Below are 20,954 nucleotides of genomic sequence, written 5' to 3'. Positions count from 1 at the left end.
AGGAGCAGCAATGTCCGAGATCACCTTCCAGACCGACGTCGACGCCGACCGCACCAAGGTCCACGACGCGCTGGACACCCACGACGGCCTCACGGGCTGGTGGACCACGGGCGTCGACCGCGAGGGCGAGGTCCTCCTCTTCGACTTCCCGGAGATTCCCGAGCCCTTCCGGCTCCGCCGGGACCGCGCGGACAAGGAGGAGATCGTGTGGACGTCGATCGGCGCCTTCCCGCCCCACTGGTCCGGGACCGTCATCACCTGGCGGCTGACCGACGCCCCCGACGGGACCGGCACACGAGTGGACTTCCGGCATGCCGGCTTCGCCGCCGACGACACCGACCTTCCGCACACCGCCGAGACCTGGGGCCTGCTGATGGACCGGCTCAAGGAGTACACCGAGACGGGCACGCCCCGGCCCTTCTTCACCCTCTGATCAGGTATCCGATGACGATCGACGTGACAGCGGAGCGGGTGATCCCGCGCCCGCCCGGCCGGGTGGCGGCGTACGCCATGGACTGGCGCCACGATGCCTGGGGGCACCTCCCGTGCCCGTTCAGGGCCATGGGGGAGGACCCTGGGCATCGCGAGGCGCCCCTGACCCGGGAGGCTGACGGCGGCGGGTTCGGCATCGGCGCGGAGGTGACCCGTACCGCGTACTTCCTCGGCAAGCGCTCGACTACGTGCTCCGCGTCGCCGCCCACGAACCCGGGCGGCTGCTGGACATGATGTCCGTAGCCGGACCGATGCCGATGCCCGTCACCTACACCTTCGGCCCGCACCCGGAGGGCACGCTCGCGCGCATCCGCGTACAGGGCGACCCCAGCCGGTACTACCGCCTCGCCGCGCCCCTCATGGCAAGGAAGGTCAGCTCCTCCCTCGGCAAGGACCTGCGCGACCTGGAACGCAGGTTGCGGGCCCAGCGATGACCCCGATCCCTTGCCCCTCACGATTCGAGGTGTGTGATGGCGTATGACGAAGGACTGGCGGAGCGGATCCGCGCCCGGCTGGGTGCCGATCCGGCGATCAGTGAGAAGCGCATGTTCGGCGGCCTGGCGTTCCTGCACGAGGGGAACATGGCCGTGGGAGTGATCGGGGACGAGCTGATGGTGCGGGTCGGGCCCGATGCCACCGACGCTGCTTTGGCCCGGCCCGGGGCACGGGCCTTCGACTTCACCGGCCGCCCCATGCGCGGGTGGGTCGTCGTCGCCGCGTTCGCGCTCTCCGAAGACTCCGACCTCCATGCCTGGACCGATCGGGGGTACGCCTTCGCAGCGGGCCTGCCGCCCAAATGACCTGCAACGGTGGGCGGGCAGATGCCCCTGGTCGTGGACCGGTCGAGCTGAGCCGCCTGCCGGGCGCCACCGCCGACGCGCGCATCCAGGGCTTACCCTGCCGTTCGCTCCGCGATCAGCAGCACGTAGCCGAGGACGCTGTCCGCCACTGTGCGAGCCGCGCTGACGGCGGCGGGGGCGGCGTCGGGGTCGACGCCGACGGCCGTGAGCTTGTCTCGCGCGGTCATGCGCAAGCGAGATCATCTCCGCACTCCAGGGCGTGTCCCGCGCCTTCACCGAGGTGCTGTCCCAGCCGCGGCCACCCGCGAGAAGCCCTCGGACGACATGGTTGCCCAGGCCGCCAACGACAAGGCTCAGGCGGAAGAAGCCGCTGCCGCGGCCCTCGCCGACGCCGCCGAGGGCGCCATGCCCGATGCCCTTCCGTCTCACCCGCCTCGCTGACGGCGGGCGGTGTCTCTGCTGGAGCAACTCGCGCACCGGAAGCCTCCGAGCGCCTGACCATCTGGCAATCGGCGCTCGTCCTGCGCTGTTTGAGTGCACCACGCGGAGATATCCGAATGGTGACTACGACCAGCCGCCCGAGTCGGGCGAGTAGCGCCGGGGCCGAGACGGCGACGCTTTCGGGTTGGCCTGCTGCTCCGATTCCAGGCGCTCATGAAGGTCTGCCCTGATCAGCGGGCTGTGTCGGCTATTGGCACGTTTTGATCGAGCGACCCACGCAAGGCGCGCATCCAGATCGGGTGGCGGCCGGGCAGGTCGGCACCCTCGCCGACGAACCTTGTGTGAGCTTCTCTGTCGCTCGGAGGCGGTAGCGACCGTACCCGAGTAGACCAGCCGGGCAGCTCGACAGGAAGAGTCGATGGGGCGGGGGGGAAGTTCCGTCCTGCTCAGGCGCGGTGCGGAACGGATTCGCTCCTTCTTGTCCCGGCGGCGAGCAGAGCGAAGCCCAGTGCGAAACCGAGCATCGTCCATACGCCGCGGGGCCAGAAGATGTGGCTGTCTGTGAAGGACCAGCCGGCCACCAGGAGAACCACCGTGCCGGGAACAACTCGCACGCCGTGTTTCGGGAAGAGCGCGACGGCCGTGGCCACGACGGCGACGATGAGGGCGTAGGCACCGACCTCCCCGAGCGCCTCACCCGCGTCGTAGAGCGGGTACTTGATCGGCCCTATGTTCGCTGTCCCGGCAGCGTGCTCGACCGCGGTTCCCGCCGCGATACCGGCCACCGCGTCGAGACCGGTGTAGAAGGCCGCGTAGGTGAACGCACTCGTCCAGGCCACCGCCGTGGCGAAGCCCACGAGATCTGGTCGGGGGCGGTGCCACAGAGGGACGAGGAGGCCGAGCGTAAGGAGCGGGAAGACCGGCAGCAGTGCGATGTGCAACTGGGTCCAGTCCGTGGCCGTCGCCCTGGACAGGCCATGCGGGTGCGCGGCGCCCGCCGCAGCCAGCACAAGGGGCGCGACAGTGACGAGGGTGATGTTTCGGATGGTCGACACGCTGTGATCGTAGGCGCGTTACGTCACTTGAGACGGCTGCGTAAGGGCTTCGTAAGATGTTGCGTGGTGCTGTGGAACGCTGGAAACCGTCCGCCGGGGTGATTCCCCTCCGACGCGACACTGGCCTCGCCGATCTTGCGGCGAGGCCAGAGCAGAAGACCTTCAAGAGCCATGTGGACGGATGGCGTCTCCAGCCAATGGCTTGAGGTCGTGGGGATGGGGAGTGGCGGCCCGGTCGGTCAGCCGCAGCGACGCCCTGAGTTGATGCAGGAGACCGCCTGTTTCATGAGCTGGTCGGTCATCACGTTGATGAGGTCGTTGTGGTCGGTGATGGCGTTGTGCTGCTGTCCCTGGAAGCCGTCGACGGCGAAGTTCGGTGCCGTAGGGGTTTTGTAGGTGAGCCTCATCGTCAGCTGCGGGCGCTGGCGTCGCCGACGCACGATGGCGGTCTTCGCGGACAGCAACCATCAGAGGCTGGGCATCAATCGGGCGGCCGCGTCGCTCGGGCTGCGCCTTCCGGACGATGTCAGCGCGGTCGGCTTCGGCGATCTGCCCTTCGTGGACTGGGTGACTGCGCGTCTGACGACCGTGCGCACTCCGCTCCTGTGGGCGCTGCCCGTATGGTGCCGCTGCTGCTGTCCGGACAGCAACCGGAGACTGCACAGGTCGAGGTCACCACCGAGCTCGTAGTGCGGGACCAGCAGCGGACCTCCGCCGGTGACGGAGCGAGCCGTCGAACACAGTCAGGGGGTGAACGCCGGATCAGCCGAGGGAGGGTGGGGGCACGGAGTGGCCGACGGGCCGGGCTACTCGGGCAGGCGCATGACACTCATCGGCTGCAACTCGCCATGATGGATTCGGAGTCCCGGTTGCGCGTTGGTGAAACCGGAGGGGATGAGGCCCGGTGTCGCCCTCCTGGTACAAGTCCCAAGTGGCGCCGCCGACGTCGAGGGGCCGGCACCCCAGCCGGCTGGGCGCGTTCGGTCCGCACGCCTCAGCGGCTACCCGGATCGGTGACCGTCGTCGAGCACTCCTTGCTACGTGGGAACGGGTTCGGCGCCCCGGAGAGGAGTCTCCGGGGCGCCGGGCCGCGGCGGCAGCTTCGTTACACCGCGGCTTTTCCCTCCATGCCGGACTCGGCGAAGGGGGGCAGTCCGGTGGCCGTGGTGACCTTGGTGAGGGAGCCGTTCCTGCCGATGCGGAAGCTGTCGACGGTGCCGGAGGTCCCGTTCTGCACGTACAGGAACTTCTCGTCCGGAGTCACCGCCAGGTCGATGCACCCTGCGACATGGCTGACGGCGGGGTGGCGATGCCGACCTCGTTGGTGCCCCGCGTGGTGGAGCGAGGGCGGGCGAGCGTGGTCGCGATAACGTCGACTCCCGGTCTGATCGAGGGCTTCGACCAGAGCGCCTACGAGCCGGCCAAGTTCGCCGTGGGGGGGCCCGGAGCGGTGACTCGCGCCCTTCACCCCGCGGCACTTCATCGCAGACATCATGAGCAGGACGGCGGAGGTGCCTTCCCGACTGAGTTGGCCCCGAAATGACGTGCCGTGGGCTGCTGCATCTGGCGAGGTCTTACGGACCCGTGACGTGATGGGCGCGGCGCTGCCGTGCGGGGTGCTCGTGCTCCTAGCGTTCGCGTATGCGAGTACTGGTCACCGGCGGAGCCGGGTTCATCGGGTGTCATGTCGTCGAAGCGCTGGCCGCACGGGGGCACGAGGCGGTCGTGTTCGACCTGCGTGACGGCCTGGACGTACGCGACGCGCAGGCGGTCGCGGCCGCTCTGCCGGGTGTGGACGCCGTGTGCCATCAGGCGGCGATGGTGGGGCTCGGGAAGGGGTTCGCCGACGCGGTCGAGTACGTGTCGCGCAACGACCTCGGTACCGCGGTGCTGCTGTCCGCCATGGCGGACGCGGGGGTGGGGCGGCTCGTGCTGGCCGGGTCGATGGTCGTGTACGGCGAGGGTTCGTACGGGTGTGAGCGGCACGGGGCGGTACGACCGGGCCCTCGGGCCGTGGCCGATCTGGACGCAAGGCGTTTCGAGCCCCGGTGCCCGATGTGCGAGGAGGCGCTGACGCCGGGGCTGGTCGGCGAGGACGCTCCGGTCGATCCCCGGAACGTGTACGCGACGACCAAGCTCGCCCAGGAGCATCTGGCTGCGGCCTGGGCCCGGTCGACGGGCGGCTCGGCGATTTCGCTGCGCTACCACAACGTGTACGGGCCGGGCATGCCACGCGACACCCCGTACGCGGGAGTCGCGTCCTTCTTCCGGTCCGCGCTCGCCCGGGGTGAAGCACCGCGTGTCTTCGAGGACGGCGGGCAGCGGCGGGACTTCGTCCACGTACGGGATGTGGCGGCGGCCAATGTGGCGGCGCTGGAGGCCGAGTCCCCGCCCGGAGCGCTGGCGCCGTACAACACCGGCAGCGGGGAGCCCCACACGGTCGGCGAGATGGCGCGGGCGCTGGCGTCCGCGTACGGCGGACCCGAACCCGTGGTGACGGGGGAGTACCGCCTCGGGGACGTACGGCACATCACGGCGGACTCGTCGCGGTTGCGGGCCGAGCTGGGTTGGAAGGCCGAGGTCGGCTTCGAGGAGGGTATGCGGGAGTTCGCGAGAGCGGGGCTGCGCGAGGAGTAGCACTCGACCGGTCCTGTCGCGGCGGAGTGGGAGGCGGACGGTGCCCCGCCGACGGCCCGGCGGTCGAGCAAAAGCGCGGTCGCCGGGGAATTACCGGCTGCCGTCGCGACGGCTGGAGTCAACACGGTGTGGGCCGACAAGGTCGTCGCCTGCACCACGGCCGCCGCCCCGCGAGCATCGCGATGACCGCGACAGCGCCGACGAATGAGGGAGACGAGCAGCATTCGCACGTCAGGTCTTTGTGTCGGGTATCCCGGTGACACCGCGTGCGACAGAGCCGGTTCGGCATCGGAGGTGCGTGTCGCTCACGCACGCAACCGGACTCCTGCCGAGCGCACTTCGGTGCTCTGCTCCCTCCCTCGACGTCCGCGTTTCGTAAGGAGTCGAAGTCCCTTGCATGCCTTTGGTCTTCGTAGGGTGAAAGCCGTGACGACTTCTCCCGCAACGCAATCGGAAGCGGAGATGACCGCGGCGACTGTCGACGTGGTGCTCCCTTGTCTGAACGAGGCCGAGGCCCTGCCCTGGGTCCTCGCCCGTATCCCGCCCACCTGGCGCGCGCTGGTGGTGGACAACGGATCCACGGACGGCTCGCCGGAACTGGCCCACGACCTCGGCGCGACCGTCGTCCGAGAAACGCGCCGCGGCTTCGGCGCCGCCTGTCACGCCGGGCTGACCGCGGCCACCGCGGACATCGTGTGCTTCTGTGACTGCGACGCCTCCCTCGACCCGTCCCTGCTCGTGCCCTTCGTACGCGAGGTGCGCGACGGTGAGGCCGACCTGGTGCTCGGGCGACGCCGTCCGCAGGGCCGGGGTGCCTGGCCCGCGCACGCCCGGTTGGGCAACCTCGTGGTGGCACGGATGCTGCGTCGCCGCACGGGGCTGCGCCTGCACGACCTCGGCCCACTCCGCGCCGGCCGCCGGGAACAGTTGCTCGCCCTGGAACTCACGGACCGCCGCAGCGGCTACCCACTGCAAATGGTCGTGCACGCGGCCGACGCCGGCTGGCGTGTGGTCGAGCACGACGTGCCCTACCTGCCGCGCACCGGTGTCTCCAAGGTCACCGGTACCTGGCGCGGAACCTGGCAAGCGGTACAGGACATGAGCACGGTCCTGGCCGAACCACCGGTGCCCCCGGACGGGGCAGATGCCGACTCATTCGCCGTACTCCCAGGAGGAACCGCTCAGTGACCACTCTCCTCGTCATCGCCAAGGAACCGCGGCCAGGACGGGTCAAGACACGACTCACGCCGCCGTTCACGCCTGGGGAGGCGGCGACGCTCGCCGAGGCGGCGCTCGTGGACACCCTGCGTACGGTGGCGGCCACACGCGCCCGGCGCCGTGTGCTGGTACTCGACGGCGCTCCGGGCCCCTGGCTGCCGCCCGGCTTCGACGTCGTCCCGCAGTGCGCCGGAGGCCTGGACGAGCGGCTGGCCGCCGCCTTCGCCGGCTGCGACGGACCCGCGCTGCTCATCGGCATGGACACCCCCCAGGTGACGCCCGCGCTGCTCACCGTCGACTTCGCCGACTGCGACGCGTATTTCGGGCCGGCCGAGGACGGCGGCTTCTGGGCGTTGGGCCTCGCCCGCCCGGACCCCGAGCTGCTGTTGGGTGTGCCGATGTCGACTCCCACGACGGGTGCGGTGCAGCGTGAACGGCTCGCCGTCGCGGGCCTACGCGTATGCGAGCTGCCCCGCCTGCGAGACGTGGACACCGTCGGCGACGCGGAGGCGGTCGCCGCGGCTGCGCCAGGGAGCCGCTTCGCCGCTGAACTGGAGCGTCTCGGGGCGGCTGTCGGTCGATGAGCACCGCACATGAGATCACGGCGCCGAGGGCGGTCGCCGTGGATCGCCTCGCGCCTGTCGCATCCGTCAGCGCCCCGCGCCCCTGGGCTGCCGATCCCTACTCCGAGGCCCTGGTCACCGGCCGTGGTCCGCTCTTCCTTCGTCGCGCCGACGGCTGGCTGCTGCCGCTGGAGGTGGAACGCTGGTGTGCCGGGGCCGACGCGGCGGACATGAGTGTTCTGGAGCACTGTGAAGGCGCTGTACTCGATGTGGGGTGCGGTCCGGGGCGGCTTGTCGCCGAACTCGCGGCCCGGGGCCGGCCGGCGCTCGGCGTCGACGTGAGCGAAGCCGCCGTCGCCCGCACCGTGCGGCTCGGCGGTCAGGCTCTGCAACGCTCCGTCTTCGAGCCGCTCCCGGCCGAAGGGCGCTGGGACACGATCCTCCTCATCGACGGCAACATCGGCATCGGAGGCGACCCGACCGCCCTCCTCCGGCGGATGTCCCAACTCCTCGGCCAAAACGGCCTGTTGATCGCCGAGGCGGTCCCGGACAGTGAGGTCGACGAACGCGTCACCGTCCACGTCGTGAGCATCACCGCCAGCGCTCACGGCACGGCCGGCCCGCCCTTCCCGTGGGCACGCCTCGGCACACCGGCCCTGCTCCGGCTCGCGACACACGCCGGCTGGCGCCCGGAGCGTCAGTGGACGACCGGCGGCCGCTCCTTCGTCGCCCTGCGCAACCGCGGTGACCGCAGCAGGAACATCACCGCCGAGCCGCCGAACAGCACCGCGGTGATCAAAAGCCAGCGGGACAGGAATCCGTCGCCGGACAAGGTGGTGGCGGAGCTGTAATGGTCCGCCACCTGCCCGCTGATCAGCGGAAACCAGATCAGCAGCAGAGGGCCGGAGAACGCCGCCGGGACGCGCACGAAGACTGTCCACTCCCGGCGGCCGACCACGCCCAGCCCCCGCGCGACGATCCGGTCCGCTCCTGCGCACAGGGGCGAGAGCACCAGGTCGTGCACCAGCGCCGCGCCCACGAACCACAGCACGACCGAGGGCCAGTCGTCCGCGAGCAGTCGCACACCCGCATACCCTGCCAGCGCGAACGAATAGGCGAGAAGCAGGAGTTGAAGCGGGCTGCCCACACGCGGGCGCACCACGAGCCGTCGTGTCACACGTCGTCGTGTCACAGTTCTCCGAGCGTCATCCGTGCCACCCACTTGGTGTCGAGCACGCCGGGCGCCGCAGGAACATGATCCGCGCCGGGTAGCCGTGGTCCGGGGTCAGGGGCTCGCCGTTGACGAACAGGGCGAGCAGGGAACGCGGGTCGCGCACCTGGTTGTCGCGCAAGGCGGCCCGGCGGAACGCCCCTGCCGCTGGAGCGACTCCACCAGGTACGTCGGGCGCCGTGCCGGTCTCGTACCCGACGAGCGCCGTCAGGTCCCGCAGGCGTACGCTCCGCCACAACTGGTCGGAGGTCGACCAGCCTTGCACGCACGCGATGGGCAACGCGGCACTGAACAGCGGGAGTTGCAGCAGCTCTGCCCGCTCAGCCGGACCGTCCGTCCCTGCCCCTCGATGACCAGCCGCCACGCCTCGTCACTCGTCTCCGTCATGCTGATCCCACGCGAGGCGGCCGTCTTGTTGATCTGGAAGCCGCCGGGTCCCGAACCCGGTTCAGGGCCGCCGTGCGGCGCGAGCAGAGCCGTTGCCCACAGCGGTCCGTCGAAGCTCCGACCCGCCGTCGTGGCCACCAAGAGCAGGGAGCCGCCGCTGACGAAGGCGCCGCGGCGCGAGACGGTGGACGGGGCGGGGTTCGGGGAGACGAGCTGGTTCTCCTCGTCGCGCAGGTGGCGCAGATTGCGTGTCGCCGCCGGCACCCGCAGTGCCGCGTGTGTCACGAACACCGTGAAGAACACCCAGGCCCGTAGAAGGGCAGCGGATAGAAGGAGCCGGGGAAGAGGTGGTCGAGCTGGACGTTCAGCACGCCCGTGGTGAACTCGAACAGCTCGCCCCCGACCAGCAGAGGTGAAGAGCACCATGAGCCCGACGAGCAGCACGATACCGAGCACGGAAGTGAACCAGGGGCTGCGCAGCGGGCTGCGCCAGAAACCGGGAGAAACCGGGAGAATCGGGGAGTCGATGGTCGCGCTGTCCCGACCGTAGGCCGGTACGGGCCGAGGACGGGGCCCGCAACTCATGACGAAATGCTGACGTCCAGGCTCACCGGAGTCTCATCCGGCCCTCCCCGGCCTAGCGTGCCGGTGTGAACCGCGATCTTCTGCGCGACCTGTCCGCGGCCCTGGCCGCAGCGCTGCTCGTCACGACGGCGGCTGTGATCGGCACCGTCCTGGAACACCGTTACGGAAGTCTTCATGTCAGCTGGCCGCCGCTGTACGGGCATTGGGAGCCGCATTTCGGCCCCGGTACCCCCGCCGCGATCATGGTGGCCCTCGCTGTGGTCGGGTGCGGGCCGTTTCTCGCCGCCCGGCTGCCCTGGCGCGCGCTGCTGTGCACTGCCTGGGGCACCGCCATGGCGTGGACGTTCTCGCTCGCCCTGGTCGACGGGTGGCAGCGCGGAATCGCCCGGCGGCTGACGACCAAGTACGAGTACCTGCAGGTCATCGACCCCGTCAACCGCTTCCACGACATCCCGGCCGCCCTGCGGGACTTCACTCACCACATCCTGATCCACTCACCCGACGCCTGGCCCGCGCACGTCGCCGGGCATCCCCCCGCGGCCACCCTCACCTTCGTCCTCCTTGACCGGTTCGGGTTGGGCGGCGGGGCCTGGGCGGGTGTCTGGTGCATCACCGTAGGGGCGACAGCGGCGGTGGCGGTCCTCGTCACCGTACGAGTGCTGTCCGGGGAGGCGCTCGCCCGCCGGGCCGCGCCCTTTCTGGTCCTGGCCCCGGCCGCCGTGTGGATGGGCACCTCAGCGGACGGGTACTTCGCGGCGGTCGCCGCCTGGGCCGTTGCCTTCCTCGCCCTGGCCGTAACGGGACACCGGCCACGTTCGGCAGGTCTCGCCTCCGGGTTCCTCTTCGGCCTTACCGTGTATCTCTCGTACGGGCTGACACTGTTCGCGGTGATCGCCGCCGGCGTCCTGCTGCTCGGCTCCCGACGACTGCTCCCGCTCCCGTACGTCCTCGCCGGATTCGTCGTCGTCCCGGCCGTCTTCACGTTCGCGGGCTTCAACTGGTGGGAGGCGTACCACCTGCTGGTCACCCGCTACTACCAAGGTGCCGGCGGTATCCGCCCTTACGGCTACTGGGTGTGGGCGAACCTCGCGTGCACGGTGCTCGTCGTGGGCCCGGCGACGGTGGCCGGACTGCGACGAGCCGGCGCGACTCCCATACGCCAGGGCATTCGCACGTGCCTGCGCCGCACCACGGCCGAACCCCGCCTCGCTCTGCTCGTCCTCGCCGCCCTGCTCGCGCTCCTCGCCGCCGACCTCTCCGGCATGAGCAAAGCGGAAACAGAACGCATCTGGCTGCCGTTCGCGATGTGGCTGCTCCCGGCCTGCGCGTTCCTGACCCGACCCCGCGCCTGGCTCACCGCACAGGCCGCCCTCGCCCTGCTCCTCAACCACCTGCTGCTGACGGGATGGTGACCATGGAGACCCGGCTCAAGCCTCCGCGGAGGAGCGTCACCGGTCACCGCTTCTCCGGAGGGACCTTCCCGGCGCTCGCCGTCAGCGCCACCCCTACCCGCACCCAGGGTGCCGCACCGGTACGACATCCTGCAGAGGGCGGGATCGGGGCGGATGCGCACCCGACCACCACCACCACCCCGCCGTCGCAGCGGCCTATGCATCGTCCGTCTGCAAGCGGCAGCCTGGGTGATCATGAAGCTCGGGTGTCGGCTTCTTTGGTCAGCGTTCGGGGACGTCGCCGTCCCGTTGCCCGTGTTGTGCGCTGTCAGCCCCTCACCGGTCGTCATGGGCGACAGAGCCCTGAGAAGCGAGCGCATCGGTTGGCGTCTTGCCCGGCATGACGACGGAGTGATCGACCGAGGCGACGGCCACCGTCGTTCCACCCGCCGTGGTCGCGAGGAATCCGGCGCCTATGACCTGCAGAGGGCTGCTTGGCTTCGCCATCTGGTTGGTGCGCGGCTTGGGCCTGCTCATGTCTGGCTCCTCGCGGGTCTGCGACCGCCACTGCGGATCGGTGGCGACAGGACCAGGGTCGGTGGTGAAGCGTGGGCCAGGCAGCTGGTCGGCCGTTGCGTCAGGGTCTGGTAAGAATTCCGGCCCACGCTCCTCTTGCCGTCGGCGACGCCAGGGGCCTGCCAGAACGTGCGACTGGAGCCACGGAGGGGCGCTCGCGACGCCGGCGCCTTCCGAGCTGAGGCGCCGCCGAGGTACACGGCCACGCCATACGGCGGGAGCGTTGGTCGCGAGAATGGCCAGACTCAAGAAAGGGCGAAACGGGCGTCAAGGTCTTACGAAACGCGGACGTCGGGGCGGCCCTGCCGCACGGCAATGAAGCCGGTGGGAAGCTGGCGGGCATGCAGCAGCCGCACGAATTCCCAGACTCCGGACATGCTCCCCGTGGGCAGGGAGGTAAGACCCGTGTCCTCGTCGTGGACGACGACCCCACTGTCGCCGAGGTCGTCTCCGGCTATCTGGACCGCGCCGGGTTCCAAGTAGACGTGGCCGGGGACGGGCACTTCGCGCTCGTCCGGGCCGCCGCGCACTGGCCGGATCTGGTGGTGCTCGACCTGATGCTGCCCGGCATGGACGGCTTGGAGGTGTGCCGCCGGATACGTGCCCGCGGCCCCGTGCCGGTCATCATGCTCACCGCCCGCGGCGATGAGAGCGACCGGATCCTGGGCCTGGAAGTGGGCGCCGACGACTACGTCACGAAGCCTTTCAGCCCCCGTGAGCTGGTCCTGCGGGTCGAATCGGTACTGCGCCGGACCCGGCCGGCCGTCGAGGCTCACCCTGTGCACGCGGCAGGCGTCACAGTCGAGCCGGCAGCCCGCCGCGCCACCAAGAACGGCATCGAGCTCAGCCTCACACTCCGCGAGTTCGACCTCCTCGCCTTCCTCCTGCGCAACCACGGCCGCGCCTACAGCCGCGAAGAGCTGATGCGCGAGGTGTGGGGCTGGGACTTCGGCGACCTGTCCACCGTCACCGTCCACGTCCGCCGGCTGCGGGGCAAGGTGGAGGACGACCCGGCCCGGCCCCGGCTGATCCAGACGGTGTGGGGAGTGGGCTACCGCTTCGATGCCACGCCCTGCGAGGAGGCGGTCCGACCGTGAGCGATACCCTCCTCATCGCCCTCTTCGCCTTCCTCGGCGCCGTCGCGGCCGGGCTGCTCGGGGCGTGTGTGCTGTGGCTGATCCGGCGACGCTCGCTGACCGCGTCCCTCACCGTAGTAGCCGCCGTGGCCGTGACCGCCATGCTCGCGGGCACGCTGGCCGTGGCGCAGGCGATGTTCCTGTCCACGCACGACCTGTCTGTCGTCACCACCGTCGTGGCGATGGCGGCCGTCGTTTCCCTGGCCACCGCGCTGCTGCTCGGCCGATGGGTCGTCGCCCGCAGCCGGGCGCTCACCGCGGCCGCCCGTTCCTTCGGTGACGGTGGCCATTTCGCGGCTCCCGACGGCCCGGCGACCGCGGAACTGGCCGCACTCAGCCGTGAGTTGGCCGCCACCAGTGCGAAGCTGGCCGAGTCCCGCGACCGCGAGCGCGCCCTGGAGACATCGAGACGCGAACTCGTCGCCTGGATCTCGCACGACCTGCGCACCCCGCTGGCCGGCCTGCGCGCGATGTCCGAGGCCCTGGAGGACGGCGTCGCCGCCGACCCCCACCGCTACCTCCGCCAGATGCGCACCGAGGTCGAACGCCTCAACGACATGGTCGGGGACCTGTTCGAGCTCTCCCGCATCCACGCCGGGGCGCTCGCCCTGTCTCCGTCCCGCATGTCGGTGTACGACCTCGTCGGCGACGCCCTCGCGGGAGCGGACGCCCTCGCCCGCGAGCACGGGGTGTGGCTGGTCGGCGACCGCGTCGAGCCGGTGCCGGTCGAGGTGGACGGCAAGGAGATGAGCCGCGTGCTGGGCAATCTGCTGGTCAACGCGATCCGCCGGACACCCGCCGACGGGACGGTCGCGGTGACCGCCGAGCATCGCGCCGAGGGGGTCGTCCTGTCCGTCACGGACGGCTGCGGCGGCATCCCCGAGGAGGATCTGCCGCGTGTCTTCGACACTGGGTGGCGCGGTACCCATGCCCGTACTCCTCCCGCCGGTGCGGGCCTCGGCCTGGCCATCGTCCGGGGCATCGTGGAGGCTCATCGGGGCCAGGCCGCCGTGCGCAACGTTCCCGGCGGCTGCCGCTTCGAAGTGACACTTCCCCTGGCCGAGGCGTGATCGAGGGCTCCGGAGCCAAGCGAATCCGCCGACTACCGGAAGGGCATCCGGGCTGAGATCCATGGCGGTCGGCCATCCGGATCGGTCAGCAACTTCACGTTCACGCCATTAGGCGGTGCTTGGCGGGGTAGTCGGCCCGGTCGTCGTTCAGGCGGTCGCACTCCGGGAGTGTGCTCCTCGAAAGCGTCCGTCGGCGCGCAGACCGGCGGCTGCCGCGACGACGGTGACTGGTCGGGACGGGAACAGGCGGCCTGGCTGCGGAAAGCGGTCGCCTTCCACGGGACGACCGAGGGGGTCGGCCCGTCGTACGAGGGCGCGTCGGTCGTCGTCCGCGCCCAGCACGCGGGCGATGAACGGCCGCTGTGCCGACCGCTCGCCGTGCAGGTCGAGTTCTGGACCCTCACGGCCACCGCGACGGGGACGGGGACGGCGTCCGTCATGCGCTACCGATTGTCAGCGGACGGCAGCAGGACCCGTACGGTCGGTTTCCCCGCCGCTCTTCCCACCGGACAGGACGGGGCCTGCACCCGGGTCCTCGTGGCGGCGTACGAGGGCGCACCACTGAGCGACCGGGAACAGCCGCGCAAGACACGGGACCTGGCCACCGCCGGGAAGGCGGACGTGCAGTTCGGGACGGAGCAGATCGGCGCGTACCGGCTGCTCCCGCCGCAGGATCCCGCGCAGTGCGAAGCGGGCCGGAGCCCTTCGCCCACCAGGTCGAAGATATGGGACATCTACCATCCGTGACGTGGCCACGGCCGGGTGGACCAGAACGGCGGCCATGGAGGTGTACGTGTCGACACCAGAGGAGTTGTGGAGGCTGTGCCGCTCCAACCGGATCGCTCCCAGATGCCATGCCTCGTAGACGAGGGCTCTCCACATGTCGGCGGACGTGGCCGCGCGGGGCCCGTAGGTGTCCCAGAACGCCGTGCGCTCGTCTGCGTTGTTGGGGCAGTGTTTGGGCGCCTTGGAGCGAGTGCGCAGGCCTTCGACGCCCTCGGCCTGGTAGCGGCGGTACCAAGACGGGCGCCTCGGGAAACCCAGCTCGAGGGGATCGAATCCGAACACTGCGTGGAGCACGCGCCAAGCACCGGCCCGCGGCACAGGGGGAGGAATGACGGCGGCCATGCCACGCTGGTTCTGTCGCGAGTTTGGTGAATGACCCCGTGTGGATCTTGGTCAGGTGAGGGCGGGGTTGCCACAGCATTTCTTGTACTTGCGTGTGGAGCCGCACCAGCAGGGGGAGTTGCGGGGCGGAGGCCACGGGGTGGCCTGGCCCCGGGCTGCGAGGTCGGCGGCATAGTGCGCCCGGGTGTCCCCGTCCTGCGGAGGCAGCTTCTCCTGGCGGGTGAAGGATTCGAAGTCGGTGATGGTGCCGTGTGCGATGCCGAGGTGTACTTCGCCTTCGCTAGATAGCCGTTGCAGCATCTGCTCGATGTGGCGGACGTGTTCGCCGTACTCGGTGCCGTAATGGTCGGCCAGCTCGGGCCAGGCGTCCAGCAGCTGGGCGAACTCGTCAGGGTTCCAGAAGAGTGCGCAGGTCATGCGGGGCCGGGACAAGGCGGCCCGGCGGGCTTCGACTTCCTGGGAGAGTTTCTCGATCGAGGCGATCAGGGCCTGGGGGTCACTGTCCGCGGCGGCCCCTAGCTCTGGGTTGTGAAGGTCATCCAGGGTGCTGGTCGCGCGGAGCCGGGCGGGGCGGTCGTCGTAGAGGGCGTGAGCGAGTTGGTCGAGGTCGTCGTGCGGCTGGCCGAGGCGACGCCGTACCCGGTGGCGGCCGATGACGAGCATCTCGATGCCGGTGGCGTCCATCGCCTCGCGGACGGCGTCGACGGTGAGGGGAGTGGTGGGGCCGAGAAGATGGGTCACTGCCGCGGTGAACCAGTCGGCGGCGTCGTGGAGTTCGTCCGCGGCCTCGAACATCTCCGCGACGATGTTCCAGGGGCCGGTATCGGCGGGGTGCCGGCGACGCAGGTCCGTGGCTGCGGCACGGGCCTCGTCAGTGCGTGCGGCATCCCACAGGGCGCTGACGCGGAACGCCTGGACGAGATGGGGTTCTTCGCAGTCGGCGTCCAGGACCTGCTGGTAGAGCGCGAGCGCCTTCTCGTGCTGGCCCGCGCGGCTGTAGAACTCCGCGGCCTCGGTGAGGAGTTCTTCCTGGTCCTGGGGGTACTTGCGGGCCAGGGCTTCCAGTTCTTCGGCCTGCTGGGCGTCGGCCCGCTGGATGGGGGCGGGCTGACGGCGTGCGGGGCGGCGCTTGCGGGACATACGGCCACACTATCGGCGCGGGCGGAGCCGGCGTGGCGGGTCGACCGATGCCTCAGAAGGGGTAGGGATCGCGCCCCTGAGCCGGTGCCGCCGCGGTGGCCGCTGCCCAGTTCCTCACGGCATTCGCGGACCACCGTGGTCCATGCTTCCTCGCCTGGCTTGACGTGTCCGCCGGCCGGTAGCCACAGGCCCGCCTTGCGGTGCGCGACGAGCAGCAACTGCCCGCGGACGTCGTCGAGGACGACGAAGTAGCTGACCAGGTGCATCGCCGGAACATCCGGCTTGCGCAGCCGGTAGAGCGGGGCTCCGCTGGAGATCCACTGCGTGGCGGCCGTGAGGTGGATGAGCTCAGCTCGATCATCCGGGCCCGCATCACTACATCGCGCGGAGCCTTCCGTGCCCGCGACAACCGGCGAACGACGGCCCGTTCGTCCTCGTCACGCCCCGATCGTGCCCGTAACACCATCGCCCAGCACCCGCCCCCGAGCACCATCCACTACCCCGCCACCAAGACATATACCCAGCGAAAGAGGAACCCAGCACTAGGTGGTGCCCGGGCCCGCTTGTGAGAGGCGGACCATGGCGCGGTAGAGAGCCCTGGGCGCCGGTGCTTCGGGCAGCGGGGGGATCGGTGCGCCGGGTGCGGCGTAGGAGCGGAGCATGTGGCCGACGAGGCGGCGCCAGGTGTCGGGGGCGGCGTCGCCGGTGGCGGCGATGACGCCGGCGTTGGCCATTTGCAGGATGACGACGTCCTGGTGGGTGAAGTCCTCGCGCAGGTGCCCGGTGTTCTTGGCGCGCGTGATGAGTTCGAGGAACGCGTTGTACGACTCGGCGCGGCGGGCTTCCAGTGCCTTGGCTGTGGGGAAGGTCATGGTCAGGACGTCGGCGAAGCCGCGGTCGGCGGCCTGCATGGCGCAGACGGCGTGGAGGTAGCCGGTGAAGCCGCGCCAGGGGTCGGGGTCGCCGAGCGCCTCGGCGACGGCGTCGGCGTAGGCGTCCATGCGGTCGGCGAAGACCGCGTTGATGAGCTCCTCCCGGGTCGCGAAGCGCCGGCCGAGCGTGGCCTTGCCGACGCCTGCCTCGCGGGCGACGGAGGCCATGGAGACGCCGAGTCCTTCGGTGGCGTAGAGGCGGCGGGCGGCGGCCAGGATGCGGTCGCGGTTGCGTTCGGCGTCGGCGCGCAGTCCCGTGCCGGGCTGCGGGCACGGTGTCTGGTCGGAAGGTGGGGAGGTCATGCCCCCACTCTACCCAAGTGGAACGGGCGGGCCGTTTCTGTTGTACGGTGGGTGGCAGTGGAAGTGGGACGTCTGGCCCACTTGCTTTGGAAAGGGTGTTGTCATGCGTGCTGTCGCGCTCGAATCCGTCCCCTCGGCCCCGGCCGTGACCGAGGTGGACACTCCTCGCCCGGCGGCCGGCGAACTGCTGGTCAAGGTGGCCGCCGCCTCGTTGAACGGCATCGACCTCGCCACCGCCGCCGGCTACACGCAGGCGTTTATGGAGCACCGGTTCCCGCTGGTCCTCGGCCAGGACTTCGCGGGCACGGTCGAGGCGCTCGGTGAGGGCGCGGAGGGCTTCGCGGTCGGCGACGCGGTCTTCGGTGTCGTGGGGAAGCCGTACCTGGGCGCCGGTTCGCTGGCCCAGTACGTCACCGTGCCCGCCGGACATGGAGTCGCCCGCATCCCCGCGGGCCTGACGGTGGGGGACGCGGGTGCGCTGGGCGTGGCCGGGGCCACTGCCCTGGTGAGCCTGGACGCGGTGGCCCTGGCCGAGGGCGAGACGGTGCTGATCTCCGGGGCCTCCGGCGGGGTGGGTGCGCTGGCGGTGCAGCTCGCCGCAGCCCGTGGCGCGAAGGTGATCGCGACCGCCCGCCCCGGCGCGCAGACCGACTTCGTCACCGGCCTGACCGGCACGGAGGTGCACGTGGTCGACTTCACCGGTGACGTGGAGGGGCAGGTCCGCGCGATCGCCCCTGACGGTGTGGACGCGGTGCTGCACCTGGCGGGCGACGGCGCGGCGCTGGCCGCTCTGCTGCGGCCGGGCGGACAGCTCGCCTCCGCCACCGGTCTGACCCAGGACGACGTCAAGGGGCAGGACGTCACCGTCCACACGATCATGGCCACCCCCGGTCCGAAGACCCTGACCTCACTGGCCGAGCAGGTCGCCTCCGGCGCACTGCGGGTGCCGGTCACGGCCACCTTCCCGCTGGAACAGGCCACGGAGGCGTTCGCCGCCTTCGCCGCGAGCACCCCGGGCAAGATCGCCGTCTCCTGCTCCTGACACACGTCCAAGGGAAGAGAAACCACCGTGCCCACTATCGCCATCATCGGCGCCGGCCCCGGTATGGGCCTGGCCATCGCCCGCACCTTCGGCAGCCGCGGCTTCGACGTCGCCCTGATCTCCCGCACCAAGGAGATGCTTCAGACGCTGGTCGACCAGCTCGGCCAGGAGGACATCACGGCCGCCGCGTTCCCCGCCGACGTGCTGGACCGCGCCTCACTGACGGATGCCCTGGACGCCGCAAAGGCACGCTTCGGCGGCATCGACGTACTGGAGTACTCACCGGCCCCGCACTCTCCGGTGCCCGGCGTCACCCTGGCCGCCCCCTCCGAGGCCACCGTGGACAATCTGCAGCCCCAGATGGAGTACATCTTCTACGGCGCCGTCGCCGCCGCCCGTACGGTGCTGCCCACGATGCGTGAGGCAGGTGTCGGCACCCTGCTGTTCACCACCGGCGGCGGTTCGGTGGATCCCATCCCCATGCTCGGCAACGTCAACGCGGCCGGCGCGGCCCTGCGCAACTGGGTCATCAACCTGAACAAGGAACTGGCCGGCAGCGGTGTGCACGCCGCCCACGTGGCCATCAACGTGTGGATCGGCGACGGCGGCCCGGAGGGCTTCCCGACGGCCACGTCCGAAGAGATCGCTCCCCTGTACTGGGACCTGCACGAAAACCGTGACCGCTCCGAGGCTGTCTTCAACGCCTGAACGGCCGGCTCACTCCGCTCCCGGGAGGGGGCATCCGCGCCCTCCCCACCCCGTCCCCCTCTGGCAAGGAATCCGTACGTGAACGTCTTCTTGTGGATAGTCCAGGCCGTGCTGGCCGCCATGTTCGCCATGGCGGGCGTCATGAAGTCCACCCAGCCCAAGGAGAAGCTGGCCGGCCAGCTGCCCTGGACGGCCGACTTCTCGCAGGGCACCGTCCGCTTCATCGGCATCGTGGAGTTCGCCGCGGCCCTGGGGCTGATCCTGCCCGCGGCCACCGACATCGCCCCCGTGCTGACCCCGCTGGCCGCGACCGGCCTGGTCGTGGTGATGGTGCTGGCCGCGATCACCCACGCCCGCCGCAAGGAACCCTCTGCGATCGCCTTCAACGCTGTCCTGCTGATCCTGGCCGCCCTGGTGGTCTGGGGACGCTTCGGCCCCCACAGCTTCTGACTCCTCCTTCTTGACCCCACCTTCTGACCGCCACAGCGAGGAACCACCCTGATGCGTGTCACTGTCTTCGGCGCGAGCGGCGCCATCGGCCGACTGGTCGTCCAGCAACTGCTGGACGACGGCCATGAGGTCACCGCCCTGGTCCGATCCCCGGCCAAGCTCGCCCGCACCCACTCCCACCTCACGGTCGTCACCGGGCAGTTGTCCGACCGTGATGCCGTCGAGCAGGCCGTCAGTGGCGCGGACGCGGTGATCAGTGCGCTCGGCCCGTCCCTGAAGCGGTCCACGACCGGCACCCAGGTGACCGACGGGACCCGCACCATCGTGCGGGCCATGGAGGCGCAGAAGGTGGCTCGCTTCATCGCCCTGGCCACCCCGTCCTTGGCCGACCCGCAGGACAAGCCCCACTGGAAGCACAAGGTGCTGCCCGTCATGGCCGGGCTGATGTTCCCCAACGCGCTGGCCGAGCTGAAGGGCATGACCGAGGCCGTCACCGGCTCGGATCTCGACTACACCATTGCCCGCATCACCAACCCGACCAACAAGCCTGCCAGCGGCCGCATCCGCTCCGGGTTCCTCGGCCACGACAAGGTCGGTTCCGCCATGAGCCGCGCCGACATCGCCGCGTTCCTCGTCTCCCAGCTCACCGACACCCGCTACCGGCGGGCCATGCCCGCCATCAGCAACTGACTCAGGACCGGCCCGCCATGACCTTCGAACTCGGCGTCTACTCCTTCGGCAACACCCCGCGCCTGCCCGACGGCAGCCGCGGCCCCACCGCCCAGGCCCTGCGCGACGTGCTGGAGGCCATCAAGCTCGCCGACGAGGTGGGACTGGACTTCTTCGGGGTCGGCGAGCACCACATGCGGGCGATGCCGCTGTCCTCACCCACCTCCGTGGTCAACGCCGCCGCGGCCTCCACCCACCGGATCAAGCTCAGCACCGCGGTCACCGTCCTGTCGACCGACGACCCGATCCGGGTCTTCCAGCAGCTCGCCACCGCCGCCTCGCTCGCTCCCGGACGCATCGAACTGGTCGCCGGACGCGGATCGTCCACGATCACGTTCCCGCTGTTCGACCACGACGAGCACGACTACGACATGCTGTACGCCTCCAAACTCGACCTGCTGATGGCCGTCAACGCCGGCGAGAACGTCACCTGGCACGGCCCCCACCGCAAGCGGCCGCTGCGGAACGTCACCGCCTTCCCCCGCCCCGAGGAGCCGCTGAAGATCTGGCTGGGCACCGGCGGCAGCCCCAACTCGGTGGGCCGAGCCGTCGAGTTGGGACTGCCGATGTTCCTCGGCATCCTCGGCGGCACCCCCGAACACTGGGCGCGCTACGGGCACGCCTACCGCGCCGCCTGGGCCCAGGCCGGCCACCCCGCCGAGCAGGCCGACATCGCGGTCGCCGTACACGGATTCGTCGCCGAGTCCGACAGCCAGGCCCGGTCGACCTACCTGGAGTACGAGCACCGCATGATGGCCGAGGGCAGCGCCGAACTGGGCCGCCCCGCCCCCTCACGCGCCGGCCGCGCCGCGGCCCTTGAACCCGGCGGCATGGTCTTCGTCGGCAGCCCCGACGAGATCGCCGACCGCATCCTCCACCTGCACGGACTGCTCGGCCACACCCGCCAGATCCTTCAGATGGACGTCGGCGGCATGCCCCA

The 20,954-nt window shown here is 70.5% G+C and carries 23 protein-coding genes and 4 pseudogenes; 18 read left to right on the top strand and 9 right to left on the bottom strand.

The window, feature by feature from the left end:
* The first annotated feature begins 10 nt into the window (after nucleotides 1-10).
* The 3 genes and pseudogenes from TN53_RS36560 (at nucleotide 11) to TN53_RS36550 (ending at nucleotide 1,292) form a co-directional block, all read left to right on the top strand.
* Nucleotides 11-433, top strand: a complete 423-nt coding sequence (locus TN53_RS36560) for an SRPBCC family protein (RefSeq protein ID WP_046263130.1) — start codon at nucleotides 11-13, stop codon at nucleotides 431-433.
* 11 nt (nucleotides 434-444) lie between these two features.
* Nucleotides 445-926 (top strand): annotated as a pseudogene (locus TN53_RS36555) (hypothetical protein).
* Nucleotides 927-962: 36 nt separating this feature from the next.
* Nucleotides 963-1,292, top strand: coding sequence for a TfoX/Sxy family protein (locus TN53_RS36550; RefSeq protein WP_046263129.1), 330 nt, complete (start codon nucleotides 963-965; stop codon nucleotides 1,290-1,292).
* 92 nt (nucleotides 1,293-1,384) lie between these two features.
* On the opposite strand, the gene TN53_RS49230 is transcribed toward TN53_RS36550, so the two are convergent.
* Nucleotides 1,385-1,519 carry a hypothetical protein gene (locus TN53_RS49230; RefSeq protein ID WP_267886595.1) on the bottom strand — a complete coding sequence of 45 codons (135 nt, stop codon included), beginning with the start codon at nucleotides 1,517-1,519 and terminating at the stop codon, nucleotides 1,385-1,387.
* 5 nt (nucleotides 1,520-1,524) lie between these two features.
* Here TN53_RS49230 and TN53_RS48660 point away from each other — a divergent pair.
* Nucleotides 1,525-1,733: pseudogene (locus TN53_RS48660) on the top strand (SPFH/Band 7/PHB domain protein); the annotation flags it as partial.
* A gap of 446 nt (nucleotides 1,734-2,179) precedes the next feature.
* Here TN53_RS48660 and TN53_RS36545 read toward each other — a convergent pair.
* On the bottom strand, nucleotides 2,180-2,788 hold the full coding sequence (locus TN53_RS36545; protein ID WP_046263128.1) for a hypothetical protein: 609 nt from the start codon (nucleotides 2,786-2,788) through the stop codon (nucleotides 2,180-2,182).
* 239 nt (nucleotides 2,789-3,027) lie between these two features.
* Nucleotides 3,028-3,252, bottom strand: a complete 225-nt coding sequence (locus TN53_RS36540; protein ID WP_046263127.1) for a hypothetical protein — start codon at nucleotides 3,250-3,252, stop codon at nucleotides 3,028-3,030.
* Here TN53_RS36540 and TN53_RS47020 point away from each other — a divergent pair.
* The gene (locus TN53_RS47020) at nucleotides 3,230-3,478 is read left to right on the top strand and encodes a substrate-binding domain-containing protein (protein ID WP_234441788.1); all 249 of its coding nucleotides are present in this window, start codon (nucleotides 3,230-3,232) and stop codon (nucleotides 3,476-3,478) included. The genes TN53_RS36540 and TN53_RS47020 overlap by 23 nt on opposite strands.
* Before the next feature lie 415 nt (nucleotides 3,479-3,893).
* Here TN53_RS47020 and TN53_RS47015 read toward each other — a convergent pair whose 3' ends face one another.
* Complete coding sequence (locus TN53_RS47015) at nucleotides 3,894-4,052, bottom strand: hypothetical protein (protein ID WP_234441785.1); 159 nt, start codon at nucleotides 4,050-4,052, stop codon at nucleotides 3,894-3,896.
* A gap of 377 nt (nucleotides 4,053-4,429) precedes the next feature.
* Here TN53_RS47015 and TN53_RS36530 point away from each other — a divergent pair, with 377 nt between their 5' ends.
* The 4 genes from TN53_RS36530 to TN53_RS36515 all read left to right on the top strand — a co-directional run bounded on the left by TN53_RS36530 (nucleotide 4,430) and on the right by TN53_RS36515 (nucleotide 8,057).
* A complete protein-coding gene (locus tag TN53_RS36530; protein ID WP_046263125.1) occupies nucleotides 4,430-5,425 on the top strand; it encodes an NAD-dependent epimerase/dehydratase family protein in 996 nt (331 codons plus the stop codon).
* Between the two features lie 462 nt (nucleotides 5,426-5,887).
* Complete coding sequence (locus tag TN53_RS36525; protein WP_095046921.1) at nucleotides 5,888-6,613, top strand: glycosyltransferase family 2 protein; 726 nt, start codon at nucleotides 5,888-5,890, stop codon at nucleotides 6,611-6,613.
* A complete protein-coding gene (locus TN53_RS36520) occupies nucleotides 6,610-7,227 on the top strand; it encodes a TIGR04282 family arsenosugar biosynthesis glycosyltransferase (protein ID WP_046263123.1) in 618 nt (205 codons plus the stop codon). The genes TN53_RS36525 and TN53_RS36520 overlap by 4 nt, the downstream gene beginning before the upstream one ends.
* Nucleotides 7,224-8,057 (top strand): class I SAM-dependent methyltransferase, encoded by an 834-nt coding sequence (locus TN53_RS36515; protein WP_046263122.1) that lies wholly within the window; start codon nucleotides 7,224-7,226, stop codon nucleotides 8,055-8,057. Before TN53_RS36520 ends, TN53_RS36515 begins: the two co-directional genes overlap by 4 nt.
* A 337-nt stretch (nucleotides 8,058-8,394) precedes the next feature.
* Here the strand turns inward: TN53_RS36515 and TN53_RS36510 are convergent.
* Nucleotides 8,395-9,409: pseudogene (locus TN53_RS36510) on the bottom strand (molybdopterin-dependent oxidoreductase).
* Between the two features lie 65 nt (nucleotides 9,410-9,474).
* Here TN53_RS36510 and TN53_RS36505 point away from each other — a divergent pair.
* Nucleotides 9,475-10,821, top strand: a complete 1,347-nt coding sequence (locus tag TN53_RS36505; protein ID WP_046263121.1) for a hypothetical protein — start codon at nucleotides 9,475-9,477, stop codon at nucleotides 10,819-10,821.
* A 315-nt stretch (nucleotides 10,822-11,136) separates the two neighbouring features.
* On the opposite strand, the gene TN53_RS36500 is transcribed toward TN53_RS36505, so the two are convergent.
* Nucleotides 11,137-11,337 carry a hypothetical protein gene (locus TN53_RS36500; protein ID WP_046263120.1) on the bottom strand — a complete coding sequence of 67 codons (201 nt, stop codon included), beginning with the start codon at nucleotides 11,335-11,337 and terminating at the stop codon, nucleotides 11,137-11,139.
* A 380-nt stretch (nucleotides 11,338-11,717) separates the two neighbouring features.
* Here TN53_RS36500 and TN53_RS36495 point away from each other — a divergent pair, with 380 nt between their 5' ends.
* The 3 genes from TN53_RS36495 to TN53_RS47580 all read left to right on the top strand — a co-directional run bounded on the left by TN53_RS36495 (nucleotide 11,718) and on the right by TN53_RS47580 (nucleotide 14,329).
* Nucleotides 11,718-12,473 (top strand): response regulator transcription factor, encoded by a 756-nt coding sequence (locus TN53_RS36495; protein WP_046263119.1) that lies wholly within the window; start codon nucleotides 11,718-11,720, stop codon nucleotides 12,471-12,473.
* Nucleotides 12,470-13,582, top strand: coding sequence for a sensor histidine kinase (locus tag TN53_RS36490; protein ID WP_046263118.1), 1,113 nt, complete (start codon nucleotides 12,470-12,472; stop codon nucleotides 13,580-13,582). The genes TN53_RS36495 and TN53_RS36490 overlap by 4 nt, the downstream gene beginning before the upstream one ends.
* 168 nt (nucleotides 13,583-13,750) lie before the next feature.
* Nucleotides 13,751-14,329, top strand: coding sequence for a hypothetical protein (locus tag TN53_RS47580; RefSeq protein ID WP_046263117.1), 579 nt, complete (start codon nucleotides 13,751-13,753; stop codon nucleotides 14,327-14,329).
* 432 nt (nucleotides 14,330-14,761) lie between these two features.
* Here TN53_RS47580 and TN53_RS36480 read toward each other — a convergent pair whose 3' ends face one another.
* The 3 genes and pseudogenes from TN53_RS36480 to TN53_RS36475 all read right to left on the bottom strand — a co-directional run bounded on the left by TN53_RS36480 (nucleotide 14,762) and on the right by TN53_RS36475 (nucleotide 17,085).
* Nucleotides 14,762-15,850 carry an SEC-C metal-binding domain-containing protein gene (locus TN53_RS36480; RefSeq protein ID WP_052745375.1) on the bottom strand — a complete coding sequence of 363 codons (1,089 nt, stop codon included), beginning with the start codon at nucleotides 15,848-15,850 and terminating at the stop codon, nucleotides 14,762-14,764.
* Between the two features lie 116 nt (nucleotides 15,851-15,966).
* Nucleotides 15,967-16,116 (bottom strand): annotated as a pseudogene (locus TN53_RS48655) (NUDIX domain-containing protein); the annotation flags it as partial.
* A 276-nt stretch (nucleotides 16,117-16,392) separates the two neighbouring features.
* A complete protein-coding gene (locus tag TN53_RS36475; protein ID WP_046263116.1) occupies nucleotides 16,393-17,085 on the bottom strand; it encodes a TetR/AcrR family transcriptional regulator in 693 nt (230 codons plus the stop codon).
* Nucleotides 17,086-17,188: 103 nt separating this feature from the next.
* Here TN53_RS36475 and TN53_RS36470 point away from each other — a divergent pair, with 103 nt between their 5' ends.
* From TN53_RS36470 to TN53_RS36450, 5 genes are all read left to right on the top strand, one after another.
* Nucleotides 17,189-18,127 (top strand): NADP-dependent oxidoreductase, encoded by a 939-nt coding sequence (locus TN53_RS36470; protein WP_046263115.1) that lies wholly within the window; start codon nucleotides 17,189-17,191, stop codon nucleotides 18,125-18,127.
* Nucleotides 18,128-18,154: 27 nt separating this feature from the next.
* A complete protein-coding gene (locus tag TN53_RS36465; protein ID WP_046263114.1) occupies nucleotides 18,155-18,835 on the top strand; it encodes an SDR family NAD(P)-dependent oxidoreductase in 681 nt (226 codons plus the stop codon).
* A gap of 78 nt (nucleotides 18,836-18,913) precedes the next feature.
* Nucleotides 18,914-19,285, top strand: coding sequence for a DoxX family protein (locus tag TN53_RS36460; protein WP_046263113.1), 372 nt, complete (start codon nucleotides 18,914-18,916; stop codon nucleotides 19,283-19,285).
* Between the two features lie 51 nt (nucleotides 19,286-19,336).
* Nucleotides 19,337-19,975: an NAD(P)-dependent oxidoreductase gene (locus TN53_RS36455; RefSeq protein ID WP_046263112.1), complete on the top strand. Its 639-nt coding sequence runs from the start codon at nucleotides 19,337-19,339 to the stop codon at nucleotides 19,973-19,975.
* 17 nt (nucleotides 19,976-19,992) lie between these two features.
* On the top strand, nucleotides 19,993-20,954 hold a 962-nt coding region (locus tag TN53_RS36450), incomplete at its 3' end, for an LLM class flavin-dependent oxidoreductase (RefSeq protein WP_046263111.1).

This window comes from Streptomyces sp. WM6386 (assembly GCF_000972385.1).
GTDB lineage: Bacteria > Actinomycetota > Actinomycetes > Streptomycetales > Streptomycetaceae > Streptomyces.
Note: the sequence above shows the minus strand (reverse complement) of the source record. Positions and strands in the feature narration are given on the sequence as shown.

Coding starts and splice junctions, on each gene's coding strand:
- TN53_RS36560 (WP_046263130.1), top strand. CDS start 11: ATGTCCGAGATCACCTTCCAGACCGACGTCGACGCCGACCGCACCAAG.
- TN53_RS36550 (WP_046263129.1), top strand. CDS start 963: ATGGCGTATGACGAAGGACTGGCGGAGCGGATCCGCGCCCGGCTGGGT.
- TN53_RS49230 (WP_267886595.1), bottom strand. CDS start 1,519: ATGACCGCGCGAGACAAGCTCACGGCCGTCGGCGTCGACCCCGACGCC.
- TN53_RS47020 (WP_234441788.1), top strand. CDS start 3,230: ATGGCGGTCTTCGCGGACAGCAACCATCAGAGGCTGGGCATCAATCGG.
- TN53_RS36530 (WP_046263125.1), top strand. CDS start 4,430: ATGCGAGTACTGGTCACCGGCGGAGCCGGGTTCATCGGGTGTCATGTC.
- TN53_RS36525 (WP_095046921.1), top strand. CDS start 5,888: ATGACCGCGGCGACTGTCGACGTGGTGCTCCCTTGTCTGAACGAGGCC.
- TN53_RS36515 (WP_046263122.1), top strand. CDS start 7,224: ATGAGCACCGCACATGAGATCACGGCGCCGAGGGCGGTCGCCGTGGAT.
- TN53_RS36500 (WP_046263120.1), bottom strand. CDS start 11,337: ATGAGCAGGCCCAAGCCGCGCACCAACCAGATGGCGAAGCCAAGCAGC.
- TN53_RS36495 (WP_046263119.1), top strand. CDS start 11,718: ATGCAGCAGCCGCACGAATTCCCAGACTCCGGACATGCTCCCCGTGGG.
- TN53_RS36480 (WP_052745375.1), bottom strand. CDS start 15,850: ATGTCCCGCAAGCGCCGCCCCGCACGCCGTCAGCCCGCCCCCATCCAG.
- TN53_RS36475 (WP_046263116.1), bottom strand. CDS start 17,085: ATGACCTCCCCACCTTCCGACCAGACACCGTGCCCGCAGCCCGGCACG.
- TN53_RS36470 (WP_046263115.1), top strand. CDS start 17,189: ATGCGTGCTGTCGCGCTCGAATCCGTCCCCTCGGCCCCGGCCGTGACC.
- TN53_RS36455 (WP_046263112.1), top strand. CDS start 19,337: ATGCGTGTCACTGTCTTCGGCGCGAGCGGCGCCATCGGCCGACTGGTC.